Source organism: Klebsiella ornithinolytica NBRC 105727 = ATCC 31898 (assembly GCF_001598295.1).
In the GTDB taxonomy this organism is placed as follows: Bacteria; Pseudomonadota; Gammaproteobacteria; order Enterobacterales; family Enterobacteriaceae; genus Klebsiella; species Klebsiella ornithinolytica.
The window spans coordinates 654,612-674,148 of sequence record NZ_BCYR01000001.1 but is presented as its reverse complement, the minus strand read 5'-3'; the positions used below and the strand labels follow the sequence as shown (position 1 = coordinate 674,148).

Genomic DNA, 19,537 nt, shown 5'->3' with positions numbered 1-19,537 from the left:
TCCCGCCGTCGTAGGTCGCACGTGTTCGAGTATAGGCGACCTGCCGCTATCCGGGAGGAGGGGCGCTAAATTTTGCCGGCAGGATCGGGACGGTCGCGTAACTCGTGCACCAGGCTGATAAAAGCCTTCAGCCCGGGCGGAACGTGGCGGCGGCCGGGATAATAGAGGCGTAGGCCGGCAAACGACGGACACCACTCATCCATCACGCTGACGAGCCTGCCGCAGGCCAGATCTTCTTTGATAAACCAGTCCGAGATAAAGGCCAGGCCGAGGCCGGCAAGTACCGCACGGTGGATGGCGCCCATTTCACTGAGGGTAATACGCGGCGGGACGTTAACCGTCAGCTTTTGTTGCTGGCGCTCCAGCTCCCAGTGATAGAGACCGCCGTGCGACATACGCATCCCGATGCTCTGATGATGCAGCAGATCTTCCGGGCTGTGCGGAATGCCGCAGCGGGCAAAATATTCCGCCGTACCGACGATACGCATCCGCACATCGGGCGTCAGCGTAACGGCAATCATATCCTGCGGCAGCGACTCTGCCAGGCGGATGCCGGCGTCGTAACCCTCGGCGACAATATCGACCAGCCGGGACTCGGTGGTGATGTCGAGACGCATGTCCGGGTAGCGCTTGAGGAAGGCATCGAACAGCCCGAACAGCAGGGCAACGCTCTCGCGTGGCGCATTGATGCGCAGTGTACCGGTCGGCATTTCCGGTTGAGTGGCAATCTCTTCCGATGCGCGCTGAATTTCTGCCAGCGCAGGCGCCACGCGCTCGACGTAGCGTCGCCCGGCCTCCGTCAGCGCAACGCTGCGGGTGGTACGGTTAAACAGACGTACGTTGAGCCGCGCCTCCAGTCCGGCTACGGCGTTGCTGATAGCGGTGGCCGACATGCCCAGCTCCCGGGCGGCCGCTCGGAAGCTCTGGCGGTGGGCTACGGCAAGGAGGACTTCCAGTTCAGTCAGACCGCTACGGTGCATAATTATCCCGATTTTCGTGACAGGCTGTGTTGATTATACCCTCTTATCGGGGCAATACGTCGACTCTATACTTCCCTTCATCAAATCAATGAGGAAGACGAATATGCTGCACATCGATAAAATTTATATCAACGGTGAATTTGTCACCCCGCACGGCAGCGAAACCTTTGCGCTGTTCAACCCGGCGACGGAAGAGGTGATTGGCCAGGCACGGCTGGCGGATGAAGAGGATGCCCGGCGCGCGATTGCCGCAGCAAAAGCAGCGTTTCCTTGCTGGTCACGGACGACGAAACAGCAGCGTCTGGATGTCCTTGAGCGGATGTACCAGGCCGTCCGGGCGAGAGAGGCGGATTTACGTGAGGCGATTGTGACCGAATATGGCGCCCCGGCTTCGCGCTCGCAATGGATGGCGGCATGGCCGGCGCAAACCATTAAACAGGCGATGGAGACGCTGGCGAGCTTCGAATTTGTTGAACCGGCGGGGCGTGCGCAGGTTGTGATGACGCCGGTCGGCGTGGCGGGGTTGATTACGCCGTGGAACAGCGATGCTGGTTTTATCTGTAGCAAGCTGGCGACGGCGATGGCGGCAGGCTGTACGGCGGTGATTAAACCCAGCGAGATGAGCGCCTGGCAGACGCAGATCGTCACCGAAGCGCTGCACGCGGCGCAGATCCCCGCCGGAGTCGTTAACATCGTGACCGGACGGGGCGAAGTGGTGGGGGATATTATTAACCATCATCCCGATATTGCTAAAATTTCTTTCACCGGTTCTACCGCCGTAGGGAAACATATTATCGCCAGCGGTGCGCAAACCTTGAAACGCGTCACGCTGGAACTTGGTGGTAAATCACCGACCCTCATTCTGGATGATGCCGATATGCAGCAGGCGGTTTCGCTGGCGCTGGCGGCCGGATTTATGAATAGCGGGCAGGCCTGCATCGCCGGGACGCGAATTCTGGTGCCCGCCGGGCGTCTGGCGGAGTTTGAACAGGCTATTGTGCAGGCGATGGCGGACTATATCTCCGGCGATCCGCGCGACGCGCAGACGACAATTGGCCCGATGGTCAGCCGGAAACAGTGGCAACGGGTGCAGGATTATATTCGCCTGGGGCAGCAGGAGGGGGCAAGATTGCTTATCGGCGGTGAAGGGCGACCGCAGGGAATGGAAAAAGGCTGGTGCGTGAAACCGACCGTATTCAGCGATGTCCACAACCAGATGCGCATTGCGCGAGAAGAGATCTTTGGCCCGGTGCTGGTACTGATTCCCTATCAGGATCAGGCGCAAGCCATCGCGATAGCCAACGATACGACCTATGGCCTGAGCGCCCTGGTATTAAGCGGCGATCGGCAGCGTGGTCAGGAGGTTGCGCTGGCGATAGAGTCCGGGCGCGTGCTGGTCAATACCCTTGAACATGAACCGCAGGCGCCGTTCGGTGGCTTCAAGCAATCCGGGCTGGGACGTGAAATGGGCAAATGGGGAATGCAGGCTTATCTGGAGCCGAAAACGATGATCATCGGCTAGCCGTCAGGGGATGCAAAATCCTCATGGTGCGGTAAGTGACATCCCTTAAAAGACAGGATATGTTGACTTATCGCCCCATAATTTATTGAGGATGCCATGAGCCAGCCCGTCATTACCCTGTGGTCCGATTCGCGTTTTTTCTCGCCGTACGTGATGTCCGTCTACGTTGCCCTGCAGGAAAAAAGCCTGCCATTTGCTCTCAAAACCATCGATCTCGATAGCGGCGAAAACCAGCAGCCTGGCTGGAAAGGTTATACCGTGACCCGCCGCGTGCCGTTGTTAGAAGTGGAGGAGTTCGCGCTTAGCGAATCGTCCGCGATTAGCGAGTATCTGGATGAACGTTTCGCACCGCCGGAGTGGGAGCGGCTCTATCCCCACGATCTGCAAAAGCGGGCCCGGGCGCGGCAGGTGCAAGCCTGGCTGCGCAGCGATCTGATGCCCATTCGCGAGGAGCGATCTACCGACGTGGTATTCGCGGGGCAAAAGAAACCGGAGCTTAGCGCCGCGGGCCGTAAAAGCGCGGACAAATTATTCGAAACCGCGTCTGAACTGCTGGCCCACGGCGGCAATAATCTGTTCGGGGAGTGGTCGATTGCCGATACCGATCTTGCCCTGATGATCAACCGGCTGGTGCTTAACGGTGATGCGGTCCCGGAGCCGCTGGCGGACTATGCGACATTCCAGTGGCAGCGGGCGTCGGTTCAGCGTTTTGTCGCACTGTCAGCTAAACGCGCGGGCTGATTCGAGGCAGCGGTTCCGCTATCATAGGCGCATCGAAATGCGTGGAGACGGAAGAAATGAAGCTGATGTTTGCATCGGATATTCATGGTTCCCTGCCCGCTACTGAACGCGTTCTGGAACGGTTCGCGCAAAGTGGGGCGCAGTGGCTGATTATTCTTGGCGATGTGCTGAACCATGGGCCGCGGAATGCGTTACCCGAAGGCTATGCGCCGGCGGACGTTGCTGTGAAGCTCAACGGCGTCGCGCAACGGGTGATCGCCGTTCGCGGTAACTGCGACAGCGAAGTCGATCAGATGCTGCTGGACTTCCCCATCACTGCGCCCTGGCAGCAGGTGCTGAGCGAACGCACCCGCCTGTTTCTGACCCACGGGCATCTGTACAGCCCCGAAAAAATGCCTCCTCTCGCCGCTGGCGATGTCCTGGTTTATGGTCATACTCATATTCCGGTAGCCGAGAAGCGCGGCGATATTTTTCTCTTCAATCCCGGCTCGGTCAGCATTCCCAAAGGGGGATTTTCCGCCAGCTACGGCCTCCTGGAAGGGGACCGACTACAGGTTTTAGCACTTGATGATCATCAGGTTATTGCAGAGGTTGCAATTAACCCGTAATTTACCCCCCAACCGTAAAGACGCGCCGCGAGAGCGCTTTCAAAAGTAAGGTTTCCTGATGGCGGAACAGAACGATTTGGCAAGCACAGAATGGGTAGACATTGTTAATGAAAACAATGAGGTGATAGCGCAGTCCAGCCGCGAGCAAATGCGCGCGCAGTGCCTGCGTCATCGGGCAACCTATATTGTTGTTCATGATGGGATGGGCAAAATCCTGGTGCAACGTCGTACCGAGACCAAAGATTTCCAGCCGGGCATGCTGGATGCTACCGCCGGCGGCGTGGTGCAGGCCGATGAGCAGCTGCTGGATTCGGCTCGCCGGGAAGCGGAAGAAGAGCTGGGGATTGCCGGCGTGCCGTTCGCCGATCATGGCCAGTTCTATTACGAAGATAAGCATTGTCGCGTCTGGGGAAGCCTGTTTAGCTGTGTGTCGCACGGCCCCTTTGCCTTGCAGGAAGAGGAGGTGAGCGAAGTGTGCTGGCTGACGCCGGAAGAGATTACCGCTCGCTGCGATGAATTCACCCCGGATTCATTAAAAGCGCTGGCGCTGTGGATGACGCGCAATGCCGGGAATGACTACGCGGACTCTGACGATGAGGGTAAAGAGTAGCTTTTGCCAGGCATCGGGAAGTCGTCAGCGCTCAGATGTCGATTCGGCACGGAAGTCGAGCAAAAGAAAAGGCAGCCATCGGGCTGCCTTTTTTGATCTCAGCGCTAAATTACTGCTGCTGCTGAGAAGACTGAATCGCGGTCAGGGCGATGGTGTAGACGATATCGTCTACCAGCGCGCCACGAGACAGGTCGTTTACCGGCTTACGCATACCCTGCAGCATTGGCCCGATGGAGATCAGGTCAGCAGAACGCTGTACGGCTTTGTAAGTGGTGTTACCGGTGTTCAGATCCGGGAAGATGAACACGGTCGCACGTCCGGCAACCGGCGAGTTTGGCGCTTTGGATTTCGCCACGTCAGCCATCACCGCCGCGTCATACTGCAGCGGGCCGTCGATCATCAGGTCAGGACGTTTTTCCTGTGCCAGACGGGTCGCTTCACGAACTTTTTCGACGTCGCTACCGGCACCAGAATTACCGGTGGAGTAGGAGAGCATCGCTACGCGCGGCTCAATGCCGAAAGCGATGGCGGAATCGGCGGACTGAATAGCGATTTCAGCCAGCTGTTCTGCGGTCGGATCCGGGTTGATGGCGCAGTCACCGTAAACGTAAACCTGTTCCGGCAGCAGCATGAAGAACACGGAAGAGACCAGAGAGCTGCCCGGTGCCGTTTTGATCAGCTGCAGCGGCGGACGGATGGTGTTGGCGGTAGTGTGAACTGCGCCGGAAACCAGGCCGTCGACTTCGTCTTGTTCCAGCATCAGCGTGCCGAGAACGACGTTGTCTTCCAGCTGCTCGCGGGCAACCGCTTCGGTCATCCCCTTGCTCTTACGCAGTTCGACCAGACGAGCGACGTAGCTTTCGCGAACCACATCCGGATCGACGATTTCGATACCAGCGCCCAGCTCGACGCCCTGAGCGGCAGCAACGCGGTTGATCTCATCCGGGTTACCCAGCAGGACACAGGTCGCAATACCGCGTTCTGCGCAGATTGCTGCGGCTTTAACGGTACGCGGCTCGTTACCTTCCGGCAGAACGACGCGTTTACCCGCTTTGCGCGCCAGCTCGGTCAGCTGGTAGCGGAAGGCCGGCGGAGACAGGCGGCGGCTACGTTCGGAGGTCGCGGTCAGAGACTCGATCCAGTCAGCGTTAATGTAGTTGGCAACGTATTCCTGAACTTTCTCAATGCGCTCGTGATCGTCAACCGGAACTTCGAGGTTGAAGCTCTGCAGGCTCAGGGAGGTCTGCCAGGTGTTGGTGTTCACCATAAAGACCGGCAGGCCGGTCGCGAATGCACGTTCGCACAGCTTGCTGACGCGCGCGTCCATTTCGTAAGCACCGGTCAGCAGCAGCGCGCCGATTTCAACGCCGTTCATGGCGGCGAGGCAGGCGGCGACCAGAACATCAGGACGGTCTGCGGAAGTCACCAGCAGAGAACCGGCACGGAAGTGTTCGAGCATGTGCGGGATGCTGCGCGCGCAGAAGGTGACAGACTTCACGCGGCGGGTGTTGATGTCACCTTCGTTGACGATGGTGGCATTCAGGTGGCGAGCCATATCGATCGCACGCGTTGCGATCAGATCGAAGCTCCACGGTACCGCGCCCAGAACCGGCAGCGCGCTGCCAGACTGCAGCTGAGCCGGATCGATCTTCACGACTTTCGCTTTGGAAGAGTCATCGAAGATTTCCGACAGATCGGGACGGGTACGACCCTGTTCGTCAACCGGTGCGTTCAGCTTGTTGACGATAACACCGGTAATGTTGGTGTTTTTCGCGCCGCCGAAGCTGTTGCGGGTCAGCTCGATACGTTCGTTCAGCTGTTCCTGGGTGTCGGTACCCTGAGACATCACGAAGACGATTTCCGCGTTCAGCGTTTTGGCGATTTCGAAGTTCAGAGACTGAGCAAACTGATGTTTACGGGTCGGGACCAGACCTTCAACCAGCACCACTTCTGCATCCTGAGTCGCGGCGTGATAGTTGGCGATGATCTCTTCCATCAGCACATCTTTCTGGTTGCCGGACAGCAGCGACTCGACGTGGCTCATCTTCAGCGGCTCGGCGGCCGGAAGGCTTGAATTAGCACGAACGATGGTGGTCGTCTGGTCTGGCGCATCGCCGCCAGCGCGCGGTTGGGCGATAGGTTTAAAGACGCTCAGACGAACGCCTTTGCGTTCCATTGCACGGATAACACCGAGGCTGACGCTGGTCAGGCCAACGCTGGTTCCGGTCGGGATCAGCATGATTATACGGGACACGATATATCCTCTTTCGTTACCGCCAGTATCAGGCGGGATACAAAACTGCACCACCAGCTTCCCGTTATATTTCAAGTTGCATGTGCGTTGGCTTTCCTGGTTCACTCCGGTCACGTACTACCTGTACGTGACCGGGGATTCTCTGGGTCGCCGCCTTCCAGCAACTCGAATTATTTAGGGTTTCGCTGGCGGTGTGGAATCAGGCAGTCAGACGATTGGCGTCTTGCGCGATAACCAGCTCTTCGTTGGTCGGGATGACCAGAGCCGGGCGGGTGCCTTCTTTGTTGATGAAGCCAGACTTGCCGAAACGGGCAGCCAGGTTACGCTCGTGATCAACTTCGAAGCCCAGAACGCCCAGTTTGCCCAGAGACAGTTCACGAACCATTGCCGCGTTTTCACCGATACCACCGGTGAAGATAACGGCATCCAGACGACCGTCCATCAGCGCGGTGTAGGAACCGATGTACTTGGCCAGACGATGGCAGTAAACGTCCATTGCACGTTTAGCATCGGCTTTATCGGTGTAGTTGTCTTCAACATAACGGCAGTCGCTGGTGACTTCGGTCAGACCCAGCAGGCCAGACTCTTTGGTCAGCATTTTGTTGATAGCATCAACGCTCATGCCCAGGGAGTCGTGCAGGTGGAAGATGATAGCCGGGTCGATGTCGCCAGAGCGGGTACCCATGACCAGACCTTCCAGCGGGGTCAGACCCATAGAGGTGTCAACGCATTTACCGTTGCGGATAGCGGATACAGAACCACCGTTGCCCAGATGGCAGGTGATGATGTTCAGCTCTTCAACCGGCTTGTTCAGGACTTTAGCCGCTTCCTGAGTCACGTAGAAGTGGCTGGTGCCGTGCGCGCCGTAGCGACGTACGCCGTGCTCTTTGTACAGGCTGTACGGCAGAGCATACAGATAGGATTCTTCCGGCATAGTCTGATGGAACGCGGTGTCGAACACGGCAACGTTCTTCTCTTTCAGATGCGGGAATGATTTCAGCGCTTCAGCAATACCGATCAGGTGAGCCGGGTTGTGCAGCGGAGCGAAAGAGGCGGAATCTTTGATGCCCTGGATAACGGAATCATCAATGACCACGGAACTGGTGTATTTTTCACCACCGTGAACAATACGGTGGCCGATTGCGGTCAGCTGAGCAGACAGTTCTGGTTTTTGTGCCAGAATAGTGTTAACGATAAAGTTAAGCGCTTCACTGTGAGCGGCGCCAGCGCCTAAATCTGCTTCGTGTTTGCTGCCGTCCATTTTCCACTTAATACGTGCTTCAGGAAGATGGAAACATTCGGCTAAACCAGACAGATATTCGTCACCGTTTACGGCATCAAGGATAGCAAATTTCAGTGAGGAGCTACCGCAGTTCAGAACCAGTACTAACTTACTCGACATGGAAGTACCTTTTATGATACGTGGCTAAAAAAACGTCAGTGTGTCACAAAGCGTAGCGCAGGATGACAACGACATTTATGATTAACATCATGCCTTGTTCTGTTTTCGGGCACGATGGGAGAAGTACATTTGATTTTATGCCATTTTGGATAATTTTCAGCCAATGGCAGAATGTGCGATAATTTGACTAACCTGGTCAAAGGGTCTATCGCCCTTTCAGGCGGGCACAGGATACCTGATTGCCGCAGCCATTGCCAAAATGTTTTGAACGTTGTCATGCACAGTTGGTGTTTTGCACGAATTTTTTAAGTTTTATATGTAAAGTTGAGGTAAAGCCATGTCGACCCCCGATAATCGTCCCGTCAGCTTCTTTAGCTTGTTCCGCCGCGGGCAGCACTACGCAAAGACCTGGCCTTTGGACAAACGCCTCGCCCCGGTATTTATTGAAAACCGCATTATTCGCGCAACCCGTTACGCTATCCGCATCATGCCGCCGATCGCGGTCTTTACGCTGTGCTGGCAAATCGCGCTGGGTGGGCAGCTGGGTCCGGCGGTGGCGACGGCGCTGTTTGCCCTGAGTTTACCGATGCAGGGATTATGGTGGCTGGGTAAGCGTTCGGTGACGCCGCTGCCGCCGTCGGTACTGAACTGGTTTTATGAAGTGCGTGGCAAATTGCAGGACGCAGGACAGGCGCTGGCGCCGGTCGAGGGTAAGCCGGATTATCAGGCATTAGCTGACACGCTTAAGCGCGCCTTCAAACAACTGGATAAAACTTTCCTTGATGATTTGTAATTCACTAAGGAAAACGCATATAAAAGAAGGCGCATGATTAATGCGCCTTCTTTTTTCACGCCGTAAAGTGCTACAGGAGTCAAAAAATGGAAATGACCAATGCGCAGCGTCTGATTTTATCTAATCAGTACAAGATGATGACGATGCTCGACCCGGACAACGCTGAACGTTACCGCCGTCTACAGACCATCATCGAGCGTGGATACGGATTGCAAATGCGCGAACTGGATCGCGAGTTTGGCCAACTGACGGAAGAAACCTGCCGTACCATCATCGATATTATGGAAATGTATCATGCGCTGCATGTCTCCTGGACGAACCTGAAGGACGCAAGTGAAATCGACGAACGCCGGGTCACCTTCCTCGGATTTGATGTTGCAACCGAAGCGCGCTTCCTCGGCTATGTTCGCTTTATCGTCAACGTTGAGGGGCGCTACAGCCACTTTGACGCCGGCACCCATGGCTTTAACTCACAGACGCCGATGTGGGATAAATACCAGCGCATGCTCAACGCCTGGCACGCTTGCCCGCGTCAGTACCATTTAAGCAGCAACGAAATTAATCAAATTATTAATGCCTGATGGAGGTTTCCGTGCAGTGTAAAGGTTTCCTGTTTGATCTTGACGGGACGTTAGTCGATTCATTACCCGTAGTGGAGCGCTCGTGGTGCAAATGGGCGGATCGTTTCGACATCCCGCACGATGAGGTGCTGAACTTCATTCATGGCAAGCAGGCGATAACCTCTTTACGCCATTTTCTACCGGGGCGCAGCGAAGAGGAAGTGCAGGCGGAGTTCCGCTGGCTTGAAGCGGTTGAAGCGGCGGATACCGATGGAATCACTGCCCTGCCGGGTGCGGTGGCGCTGCTGACCACTCTCGATGAAGCCGCGATCCCATGGGCTATCGTCACTTCCGGTTCGGTACCTGTTGCCCATGCGCGCCATCGCGCGGCGGGCCTGCCAAATGCCCGCGTTTTTGTGACGGCTGAGCAGGTGAAACAGGGTAAACCGGCCCCGGATGCCTATCTGCTCGGGGCGGAACGCTTAGCGCTGGCGCCGCAAGAGTGCGTCGTGGTCGAGGACGCGCCCGCCGGTTTGCTTTCCGGCCTGACGGCAGGCTGCCGGACAATCGCGGTGAACGTACCGGCAGATGCGCCGCGTCTGAACGAGGCGGATCTGGTCTTAACCTCCCTCGAAAACCTGGCTGTCGTCCGCACGTCGGACGGGAAGGTGAATGTGACGGTTAAAGACTAATCTCATGACGTAGCCCCGCATGGCCGGGGCTTTTTTATGCAAAAATTCCAGCTCCATCTTCAGACAAGGATAGGTTGTGAACGGTGAACTGATTTGGGTGTTGTCTCTTCTTGCCGTCGCGGTTGTGCTCTTTGCCAGTGGGAAAGTGCGCATGGATGCGATTGCGCTGCTGGTGATTGTCGCCTTTGTCCTCAGCGATACGCTGACGCTCAGCGAAGCGTTCTCGGGTTTTAGCGATCCGAACGTGATCCTTATTGCGGCGCTGTTTATTATCGGCGATGGTTTGGTCCGTACCGGGGTGGCGACCAAAGTCGGCAGCTGGCTGGTGAGCGTGGCCGGCAACAGCGAAACGAAAATGCTGGTCTTTCTGATGCTGACCGTCGCCGGGCTTGGCGCGTTTATGAGCTCGACCGGCGTGGTCGCTATTTTTATTCCGGTGGTTCTCAGCGTCTCCATGCGGATGAATACCTCGCCATCGCGCCTGATGATGCCGCTAAGCTTTGCTGGCCTAATCAGCGGGATGATGACGCTGGTGGCTACGCCGCCTAACCTGGTTGTGAACAGCGAGCTGTTACGTGAAGGGCTGCATGGATTCAGCTTTTTTAGCGTCACGCCGATTGGCCTGGTGGTGCTGCTGCTGGGCGTCGTCTATATGCTGGCGGTGCGCTTTATGCTCAGAGGCGGGGAGAGCGACCACGCGCGGGACGGGCGGAAAAGGAGCACCTTTCGCGATTTAATCAAAGAGTACCACCTGACCGGCCGGGCCCGCCGTCTGGCCATTCGTCCGGGGTCTCCCATGATTGGCCAGCGGCTTGATGACCTCAAGCTGCGTGAACGCTACTGCGCCAACGTGATCGGCGTAGAGCGCTGGCGCCGTTTTCGTCGGGTTATCGTCAATGTGAACGGTGTATCCGAGTTTCGTGCCCGCGACGTGCTGCTGATCGACATGTCCGCGTCAGACGTTGATTTACGCCAGTTCTGCGGCGAGCAAATGCTTGAACCGATGGTACTGCGCGGCGAATACTTTTCAGATCAGGCGCTGGATGTGGGGATGGCCGAAGTCGCGCTGATTCCGGATTCGGAACTGATCGGTAAAACGGTCCGCGAGATCGGTTTTCGCACCCGCTTTGGGCTCAATATTGTCGGCCTGAAGCGCGACGGTAAAGCCATGGATGGGTCGGTCGTCGACGAGTCTTTGCAGCTTGGCGATATTGTGCTGGTGGTCGGAAACTGGCGCCAGATAGCCCTGCTGGCGAAACGCGGTCGCGATTTCGTCGTATTGAATATGCCCGTGGAGGTGAACGATGCCTCGCCCGCGCACAGCCAGGCGCCGCACGCTATCTTTTGCCTGGTCCTGATGGTCGCCCTGATGCTCACCGACGAGATCCCCAACCCGATAGCGGCGATTATTTCCTGCCTGCTGATGGGTAAATTCCGCTGTATTAATGCTGAGAGCGCTTATAAAGCGATTCACTGGCCAAGCATTATATTAATCGTCGGGATGATGCCCTTTGCGCTGGCGTTGCAAAAAACCGGCGGCGTCGATTTGGTGGTGGAAGGGTTGATGGATGTTGCCGGCAGCAAAGGCCCTTACGTGATGCTGGGCTGTCTGTTCGTGATGTGCGCCACTATTGGTCTGTTTATTTCCAACACTGCCACGGCGGTGCTGATGGCGCCGATAGCCCTGGCGGCGGCGAAATCCATGGACGTCTCGCCTTATCCTTTTGCCATGGTGGTGGCGATGGCGGCTTCGGCTGCCTTTATGACGCCGGTCTCTTCACCGGTAAATACGCTGGTGCTGGGGCCGGGAAAATATACCTTCAGCGATTTTGTGAAGATTGGCGTGCCGTTCACCGTCCTGGTGATGGTGGTTTGCGTGCTGCTCGTTCCGATGCTGTTTCCGTTTTAACCGCTTCGGCACAGCCCCGGTCTGATGCGCATAGCGCAGACCGGGGCACGGTATAGTTACAGCGGGGAATCCTGGCTGATTTCATCCAGCGACAGCTGGAAGCTCGGGACGAAGACCTGCATAAAGTAGTCCATCTCCTCGCTGCGCCGGGATTCCAGCGTTTTCTCAAGCCGGCCCTTGGCCAGTAGAAACTCGTTGTTGCCGGCGGACAGCTCCTCCAGACATTTCAGGTAGGCGCAGAGCGCGTCGGCCTGCTTGACGATCGATTGCTCATCTTCGCTATAGCGATGCTCGTCGATCAGCGGTTCAAAGATATCGCGCAGTTCGTCAGGAACCATGTCGATAAGCTTCTGCTGGGCAATCTTCTCGATGGCTTTATATTCTTGCGCAATCTGCGAGTTGAAATATTTGACTGGAGTCGGCAGATCGCCGGTTAAAACTTCCGATGCATCGTGGTACATCGCCAGCAGGGCGATTCGCTCGGCGTTAACCTTGCCACCAAACATCCGGTTTTTGATCGCGGCCAGCGCGTGGGCAACCATCGCCACCTGCAGACTGTGCTCGGAGACGTTTTCTGTCCGTACATTACGCATCAGCGGCCAGCGGTTAATTAACTTCAGGCGAGAGAGGTGGGCAAAGAAATGACTCTGACTCATAGCAACCCTTAATCAGTGACAACATCGGGTCCTATTGTGCGCAGGGATTGCCGCCGGATGCAAATACCGGCGGCCGGGCAAGGGTTATCCGAGCTGGTGATAGCCGGAGAGGAAGCGGCCAAAGCGAGAAATCGCCATTTCCAGATCGTCCTCACGCGGGAGGGTGACAATACGCACATGATCCGGCCACGGCCAGTTAAAGGCGCTTCCCTGAACCAGCAGGACTTTCTCCTGCAGCAGGAAGTCGAGCACCATCTTCTGATCGTCGTGAATGTTAAAACGCTTTGCGTCGATTTTCGGGAACATATAGAGCGCGCCTTTCGGCTTCACGCAGGAGACGCCGGGGATCTCGTTGATCAACTCCCAGGCGCGGTTGCGCTGTTCGTACAGTCTGCCGCCGGGAACGATAAACTCGCTGATGCTTTGATAGCCGCCTAATGCGGTTTGAATCGCGTGCTGTGCCGGTACGTTAGCGCACAGACGCATAGAGGCCAGCATCTCCAGGCCTTCGATATAGCCTTTCGCGTGTTTCTTCGGTCCGTTCAGTACCATCCAGCCCTGGCGAAAACCGGCAACGCGGTAGGTTTTGGACAGGCCGTTAAAAGTCACCGTCAGCAGGTCGGGAGCCAGCGCGGCGATCGAATGGTGCTGGGCTTCGTCGTAGAGGATCTTGTCGTAGATCTCATCGGCGAAGATGATCAGGTTGTGCTGGCGGGCAATCTCCACGATCTCCATCAGCAGCTCTTTCGAGTACACCGCACCGGTCGGGTTATTCGGGTTAATAATCACGATGCCGCGCGTACGCGGGGTGATTTTGGCGCGAATATCGTCGAGGTCAGGGAACCAGTCGGCAGATTCATCGCACAGATAGTGCACCGCCTTGCCGCTGGAGAGCGAGACGGCGGCAGTCCACAGCGGATAATCTGGTGCCGGAACCAGCATTTCATCGCCGCTGTTCAGCAGCGCCTGCATGGCCTGAACAATCAGTTCTGAGACGCCGTTACCGATATAAATATCTTCGACCGTCACATCGCGCATACCGCGCGCCTGATAGTGCTGCATGATAGCCTTACGCGCCGAGTACAGGCCTTTCGAGTCACAATAACCCTGGGCGGTAGGCAGATTGCGAATAACATCAACAAGGATCTCGTCGGGGGCGTCAAAGCCGAACGGCGCCGGGTTGCCGATGTTCAGTTTCAGGACTTTATTGCCTTCTTCTTCAAGGCGTTTTGCCTCTTTCAGAACCGGGCCACGGATGTCGTAACAGACGTTATCTAACTTGCTGGATTTTTCGATAGGGGACATGAATCTTTGACCTTTTAGCTGTTATCGCCACTCCCTGCCGTGGAAGTCAGCACGGAACAATGTACTCTTCATCCCCGAGGTTTTGAAGGGTTAGCAGGAGAAGATTTTGCTTATGTGATTTTTTTGGTTTAATTGATTTGTCTGGTGATTGCCGTTGTCTTTTATAGAATATGCCTTTAAGTGGTGTTTTAGTGGTTAATAATTGTGTTGAATTCGCTTTTTTGTGAACATTTATATGGTTTGTCGTCCAGGGTGTAGCGCCGGAGGTTATTTTTTGTGCATGGTACGCAGGCGCGTATGAAAAGGCGTATAACGGGTAAAAGGTGGTGGCTGTAACGGTAATGTTAAATATGCTTAATAAGAATATTTAATTAATTAAAAAGCTTTTATTTTTTCGCAATCTGGAATTTTCTTTTTGTTAATTAAATTAAAGTCATGAAAAAAAGTTTAAAATTGGCTTTAATAATAATGATTAGACCTTATAAATAATTCAGTTTTCGGTTAGGATACCGGCGTTAATATCGATTAAGAACCTGTTTTTTTGCAGGTTAAGTTATTAATATATTGTTATTGCAGGCTTTTTTTGTTTGGTTTTTTCGCTTTTTACAATGGATGTGCTGGGATGCTGATGACATCATCCTTTGCCGTAGGCGCCTTTTTTTGAAGGTCGTCACAGAAATCAAAACGGTGTAATAGAAAGCGTAGAACTACGAACAATATATGACTCAGACGTTTCGCGCACTTGTCGCGGGCGAGTACTTTCACATGCAATAACGTTCATCCAGCTGCACATTCCGTTTGTGAATTGCACAAGGCTCAAGGATTAGCCGGAAACCTGGAGCACAGCATCAACAAGGCAGGTCCGCATTCGCCACCTGTAAGTGAAGAAATATGATAAATGCAAATCGTCCGATACTGAATCTCGACCTCGATCTGCTGAGAACATTCGTTGCCGTCGCCGATCTGAGTACTTTTGCCGCTGCCGCAGCAGCGGTATGCCGGACTCAGTCAGCCGTAAGTCAACAGATGCAACGTCTGGAACAGCTGGTCGGAAAAGAGCTCTTTGCCCGCCATGGGCGGAATAAATTGCTGACCGAGCAGGGTATTCAACTGCTGGGCTACGCACGCAAAATCCTGCGTTTTAATGACGAAGCCTGTATGTCGCTGATGTTCAGTAGCCTGCAAGGGATCTTAACGATTGGCGCATCTGATGAAACAGCCGAGACTATTTTACCGTTTTTGTTGAACCGGATCGGCAGTTTTTACCCGAAACTGACGCTGGAAATTAAGGTTCTTAATCATACTGAAGCGGTGGATATGCTGGCGAGCGGGGAGATTGATCTCGCGCTGACGACTCACCAGGCAACGGAGTTTGATACGCTGATCCTGCGCACCTCGCCAACGCTATGGTACTGCGCTGCCGATTATGTATTGCCGCGGGAAGAGTCGATCCCGCTGATCCTGCTTGAAGCGCCAGGCCCGTTCCGTGAGGACATCATTGCCGCGTTGAATGCCGCCAGCGCGCCGTGGCATCTGGCCCATTCCGCCTCGACGCTTGCGGGTGTCAAAGCGGCGGTAAAAGCAGGGCTTGGTGTTACCGCTCGTCCGGTAGAAATGATGAGTCCCGAGCTACGGGTTGTCGGCAAGAATGAGGGGCTTCCTGCGCTGCCGGATACGCAATATGTGCTGAGCTGTAACGCGCACAGGATAAGCGAGTCGGCGCAGGCTATTTTCCAGTCGCTGACCCAGGATTATAACCCCTGGTCGTCTGAGCCTGCGCTTACCCCGGAAGGGGGAGATAATTCCCTCATTTCCTGAGTGGAATTAGTTACACAGATCACAAAAAGCTGGTAACAAATTGTAAGTGTAAAAATGAGCCGCTAAGGTCTGAATTATACCTTGCGGTTCTTTTTTTTCTTATTTTACAGGGATTTTTAATATTTTGTCGTTTTATTGATATATTTATCAATGGCTTACATTCAATGTGGCGTTCGTTCTCCGACTTTTCCCTGCACTTTCAATACTTCATGCTAATGTTAAAAAACCGGCCGGATTGTTGCTGTTTTATAGGTTTAATTAACAAAACCGTGTCACAGATCAAAAAAATACCCCTCCTTAGGGGGAGGAATCGAGGCTAAATCCTGTCAAAATAGACGGGTAATTTTGATTTACACCAGAAACGGACACGATTCAACAACACTAAATCCGGTTTGTATGCAAGGTTATTCCGCATAAAAGGGCATTTAATGTTAATGAAAAAAATCTAATGTAAATTAATGTTGTTAAAACTTTTGTTGAAGTTGACAAAAGGTTAAAGAAAGGGGTAAAAAGCCACCGCATACAGCCTTCTACGATAAGTAGGGACGCTTTTTTGCAAGGTTATTTTTTTATTCCTCCCCGTGAAACGCTGTGGCGTTCATCTGCCAGCAAGAGCAGAGGGTTTAGCGCTACACTTTTTTGGTTAAGCAATGCGTATGTCAACATCCACTGAAGTCATCGCTCATCATTGGGCATTCGCTATATTTCTCATCATTGCCATCGGCCTGTGCTGCCTGATGCTTGTCGGGGGCTGGTACCTCGGCGGTCGCGCGCGCGCGCGTAGCAAGAACACGCCGTTTGAATCGGGGATCGACTCCGTTGGTTCGGCTCGCTTACGTCTTTCTGCGAAGTTTTATCTGGTTGCCATGTTCTTCGTTATCTTCGACGTGGAAGCTCTGTATCTCTACGCATGGTCGACTTCTATCCGCGAAAGCGGCTGGGTCGGCTTTGTGGAAGCCGCAATTTTCATTTTAGTGCTACTGGCAGGTCTGGTTTACCTCGTTCGTATCGGCGCACTGGACTGGACGCCTGCGCGTTCCCGTCGCACGCTGGTTAATTCAGAAACAGACAGTCCCACTAACCGTCATATGCAGTAAAAGCGAGGCAATAAGATGGATTATACGCTCACCCGCATAGATCCTAACGGTGAGAACGACCGTTACCCCCTGCAGAAACAGGAGATCGTAACCGACCCCCTGGAGCAAGAAGTCAATAAAAGCGTGTATATGGGGAAACTCGAACATGCGCTGCATGACATGGTGAACTGGGGCCGCAAGAACTCAATCTGGCCCTACAACTTCGGCCTGTCATGCTGCTACGTTGAAATGGTAACGTCATTCACTGCGGTGCATGACGTTGCGCGTTTTGGCGCCGAGGTACTGCGTGCTTCTCCTCGTCAGGCGGACCTGATGGTTGTCGCCGGCACCTGCTTCACCAAAATGGCGCCGGTCATTCAGCGTCTGTATGACCAGATGCTGGAGCCTAAGTGGGTTATCTCCATGGGCGCCTGTGCCAACTCCGGCGGGATGTACGATATTTATTCTGTCGTCCAGGGCGTGGACAAGTTTATTCCGGTTGATGTTTACATCCCGGGCTGTCCGCCGCGTCCGGAAGCTTATATGCAGGCGCTGATGCTGCTGCAGGAGTCCATTGGTAAAGAACGTCGCCCGCTCTCGTGGGTGGTTGGCGATCAGGGCGTGTACCGCGCCAACATGCAGTCGGAACGCGAGCGTAAACGTGGTGAACGCATTGCAGTGACCAATCTGCGGACACCGGACGAGATTTAACTTGCGCCTGCGGGCGGCGGAATAACACTTCGCAAATCAATCTACAACAGCGCGAAGCCTCGCCCGGCAGTCACCACGGACCTTTTGCAATGGTGAACAATATGACCGATTTACATGCGCATGACGCCGCACCAGCCTGGCAAACCCGCGATCACCTTGATGACCCGGTGATCGGCGAACTGCGCAATCGTTTTGGGCCGGATGCCTTTACCGTTCAACCTACCCGCACCGGCGTTCCGGTGGTCTGGGTCAAGCGCGAACAGCTACTGGAGGTGGGTGATTTCCTGAGGAAATTGCCGAAACCTTACGTTATGCTGTTCGATCTGCACGGGATGGACGAACGTCTGCGCACCCACCGTGACGGACTTCCCGCCGCGGATTTTTCCGTTTTCTATCACCTGATTTCCATTGAACGCAATCGTGACATTATGCTCAAGGTAGCATTGTCCGAAAACGATCTGCGCGTGCCGACTTTTACCAAACTGTTCCCGAACGCCAACTGGTATGAGCGCGAAACGTGGGAAATGTTCGGGATTGATATCGAAGGCCACCCGCACCTGACGCGCATCATGATGCCGCCGACCTGGGAAGGCCATCCGCTGCGCAAAGACTATCCGGCGCGCGCCACCGAATTCGATCCGTTTGAGCTGACTAAAGCCAAGCAGGATCTGGAAATGGAAGCGCTGACCTTCAAACCGGAAGAGTGGGGCATGAAGCGCGGAACCGAAAACGAGGACTTTATGTTCCTCAACCTCGGCCCGAACCACCCGTCTGCCCACGGTGCTTTCCGTATCGTTCTGCAGCTTGATGGCGAAGAGATCGTCGACTGCGTACCGGATATCGGCTACCACCACCGTGGCGCTGAGAAGATGGGCGAACGTCAGTCCTGGCACAGCTACATTCCGTATACCGACCGTATCGAATACCTCGGCGGCTGCGTCAATGAGATGCCGTACGTGCTGGCGGTCGAAAAGCTGGCGGGGATCACCGTACCGGATCGCGTGAATGTGATTCGCGTGATGCTCTCCGAGCTGTTCCGCATTAACAGCCACCTGCTGTACATTTCGACCTTTATTCAGGACGTCGGTGCGATGACGCCGGTGTTCTTTGCCTTTACCGACCGTCAGAAGATCTACGATCTGGTGGAAGCCATTACCGGTTTCCGTATGCACCCGGCGTGGTTCCGCATCGGCGGCGTCGCGCACGACCTGCCGCGCGGCTGGGATCGCCTGCTGCGCGAGTTCCTTGAGTGGATGCCAAAGCGTCTGGATTCTTACGAGAAAGCCGCGCTGCGCAACAGCATTCTGATTGGCCGTTCAAAAGGCGTTGCCGCCTATAACGCCAAAGAAGCGCTGGAGTGGGGCACGACCGGTGCGGGCCTGCGCGCAACGGGGATTGGCTTCGACGTGCGGAAATGGCGTCCATATTCTGGCTATGAAAACTTTGACTTTGAAGTGCCAACCGGTGGCGGTATCTCTGACTGCTATACCCGCGTGATGCTGAAAGTCGAAGAACTGCGCCAGAGCCTGCGCATTCTTCAGCAGTGTCTCGATAACATGCCGGAAGGCCCGTTCAAAGCGGATCACCCGCTGACGACGCCGCCGCCGAAAGAGCGCACGCTGCAGCATATCGAAACCCTGATTACGCACTTCCTGCAGGTTTCCTGGGGCCCGGTCATGCCGGCCAACGAATCCTTCCAGATGATTGAAGCGACGAAGGGTATTAACAGTTACTACCTGACCAGCGACGGCAGCACCATGAGCTATCGTACCCGTATCCGCACGCCGAGCTATGCGCACCTGCAGCAGATCCCGTCGGCGATTCGCGGCAGCCTGGTATCCGACCTGATCGTTTATCTGGGTAGTATCGATTTTGTTATGTCAGACGTGGACCGCTAATT

17 protein-coding genes are annotated in these 19,537 nt (G+C 55.0%); 12 read left to right on the top strand and 5 right to left on the bottom strand.

The window, feature by feature from the left end; all coding sequences use genetic code 11:
- Window positions 1-65 precede the first annotated feature (65 nt).
- Window positions 66-980, bottom strand: a complete 915-nt coding sequence (locus ROR01S_RS02915; protein ID WP_015583783.1) for a LysR family transcriptional regulator — start codon at window positions 978-980, stop codon at window positions 66-68.
- A 103-nt stretch (window positions 981-1,083) separates the two neighbouring features.
- Here ROR01S_RS02915 and ROR01S_RS02910 point away from each other — a divergent pair, with 103 nt between their 5' ends.
- The 4 genes from ROR01S_RS02910 (at window position 1,084) to yfcD (ending at window position 4,461) form a co-directional block, all read left to right on the top strand.
- The gene (locus ROR01S_RS02910; protein WP_015583784.1) at window positions 1,084-2,502 is read left to right on the top strand and encodes an aldehyde dehydrogenase family protein; all 1,419 of its coding nucleotides are present in this window, start codon (window positions 1,084-1,086) and stop codon (window positions 2,500-2,502) included.
- A gap of 96 nt (window positions 2,503-2,598) precedes the next feature.
- A complete protein-coding gene (gene yfcF / locus ROR01S_RS02905) occupies window positions 2,599-3,243 on the top strand; it encodes a glutathione transferase (RefSeq protein ID WP_015583785.1) in 645 nt (214 codons plus the stop codon).
- Window positions 3,244-3,299: 56 nt separating this feature from the next.
- On the top strand, window positions 3,300-3,851 hold the full coding sequence (yfcE, locus tag ROR01S_RS02900; protein ID WP_015583786.1) for a phosphodiesterase: 552 nt from the start codon (window positions 3,300-3,302) through the stop codon (window positions 3,849-3,851).
- A 58-nt stretch (window positions 3,852-3,909) separates the two neighbouring features.
- A complete protein-coding gene (gene yfcD, locus ROR01S_RS02895) occupies window positions 3,910-4,461 on the top strand; it encodes an NUDIX hydrolase YfcD (RefSeq protein WP_015583787.1) in 552 nt (183 codons plus the stop codon).
- A gap of 109 nt (window positions 4,462-4,570) precedes the next feature.
- Here yfcD and pta read toward each other — a convergent pair whose 3' ends face one another.
- Window positions 4,571-6,715, bottom strand: a complete 2,145-nt coding sequence (gene pta, locus ROR01S_RS02890; protein ID WP_015583788.1) for a phosphate acetyltransferase — start codon at window positions 6,713-6,715, stop codon at window positions 4,571-4,573.
- Between the two features lie 199 nt (window positions 6,716-6,914).
- The gene (gene ackA, locus ROR01S_RS02885) at window positions 6,915-8,117 is read right to left on the bottom strand and encodes an acetate kinase (RefSeq protein ID WP_004865128.1); all 1,203 of its coding nucleotides are present in this window, start codon (window positions 8,115-8,117) and stop codon (window positions 6,915-6,917) included.
- Between the two features lie 337 nt (window positions 8,118-8,454).
- Here ackA and yfbV point away from each other — a divergent pair, with 337 nt between their 5' ends.
- The 4 genes from yfbV (at window position 8,455) to ROR01S_RS02865 (ending at window position 12,071) form a co-directional block, all read left to right on the top strand.
- A complete protein-coding gene (gene yfbV / locus ROR01S_RS02880) occupies window positions 8,455-8,910 on the top strand; it encodes a terminus macrodomain insulation protein YfbV (protein ID WP_015583789.1) in 456 nt (151 codons plus the stop codon).
- Between the two features lie 86 nt (window positions 8,911-8,996).
- Window positions 8,997-9,491 carry a YfbU family protein gene (locus ROR01S_RS02875; protein ID WP_004865120.1) on the top strand — a complete coding sequence of 165 codons (495 nt, stop codon included), beginning with the start codon at window positions 8,997-8,999 and terminating at the stop codon, window positions 9,489-9,491.
- 11 nt (window positions 9,492-9,502) lie between these two features.
- Window positions 9,503-10,162 carry a sugar phosphatase gene (locus ROR01S_RS02870; RefSeq protein ID WP_015583790.1) on the top strand — a complete coding sequence of 220 codons (660 nt, stop codon included), beginning with the start codon at window positions 9,503-9,505 and terminating at the stop codon, window positions 10,160-10,162.
- A 76-nt stretch (window positions 10,163-10,238) separates the two neighbouring features.
- Window positions 10,239-12,071 carry an SLC13 family permease gene (locus ROR01S_RS02865; protein ID WP_015583791.1) on the top strand — a complete coding sequence of 611 codons (1,833 nt, stop codon included), beginning with the start codon at window positions 10,239-10,241 and terminating at the stop codon, window positions 12,069-12,071.
- A 56-nt stretch (window positions 12,072-12,127) separates the two neighbouring features.
- On the opposite strand, the gene yfbR is transcribed toward ROR01S_RS02865, so the two are convergent.
- Window positions 12,128-12,727 (bottom strand): 5'-deoxynucleotidase, encoded by a 600-nt coding sequence (gene yfbR, locus ROR01S_RS02860; RefSeq protein WP_004865109.1) that lies wholly within the window; start codon window positions 12,725-12,727, stop codon window positions 12,128-12,130.
- An 84-nt stretch (window positions 12,728-12,811) separates the two neighbouring features.
- Window positions 12,812-14,032, bottom strand: coding sequence for an alanine transaminase AlaA (gene alaA, locus ROR01S_RS02855; RefSeq protein WP_004865108.1), 1,221 nt, complete (start codon window positions 14,030-14,032; stop codon window positions 12,812-12,814).
- A gap of 891 nt (window positions 14,033-14,923) precedes the next feature.
- On the opposite strand from alaA, the gene ROR01S_RS02850 reads away from it, so the two are divergent.
- From ROR01S_RS02850 to nuoC, 4 genes are all read left to right on the top strand, one after another.
- The gene (locus ROR01S_RS02850) at window positions 14,924-15,850 is read left to right on the top strand and encodes a LysR family transcriptional regulator (protein ID WP_044348174.1); all 927 of its coding nucleotides are present in this window, start codon (window positions 14,924-14,926) and stop codon (window positions 15,848-15,850) included.
- 650 nt (window positions 15,851-16,500) lie between these two features.
- Window positions 16,501-16,947 carry an NADH-quinone oxidoreductase subunit NuoA gene (gene nuoA / locus ROR01S_RS02845; protein ID WP_004865103.1) on the top strand — a complete coding sequence of 149 codons (447 nt, stop codon included), beginning with the start codon at window positions 16,501-16,503 and terminating at the stop codon, window positions 16,945-16,947.
- Window positions 16,948-16,962: 15 nt separating this feature from the next.
- Window positions 16,963-17,637 (top strand): NADH-quinone oxidoreductase subunit NuoB, encoded by a 675-nt coding sequence (gene nuoB / locus ROR01S_RS02840; RefSeq protein ID WP_002913178.1) that lies wholly within the window; start codon window positions 16,963-16,965, stop codon window positions 17,635-17,637.
- Between the two features lie 89 nt (window positions 17,638-17,726).
- Window positions 17,727-19,535, top strand: a complete 1,809-nt coding sequence (gene nuoC / locus ROR01S_RS02835; protein WP_064359093.1) for an NADH-quinone oxidoreductase subunit C/D — start codon at window positions 17,727-17,729, stop codon at window positions 19,533-19,535.
- Window positions 19,536-19,537: the final 2 nt, after the last annotated feature.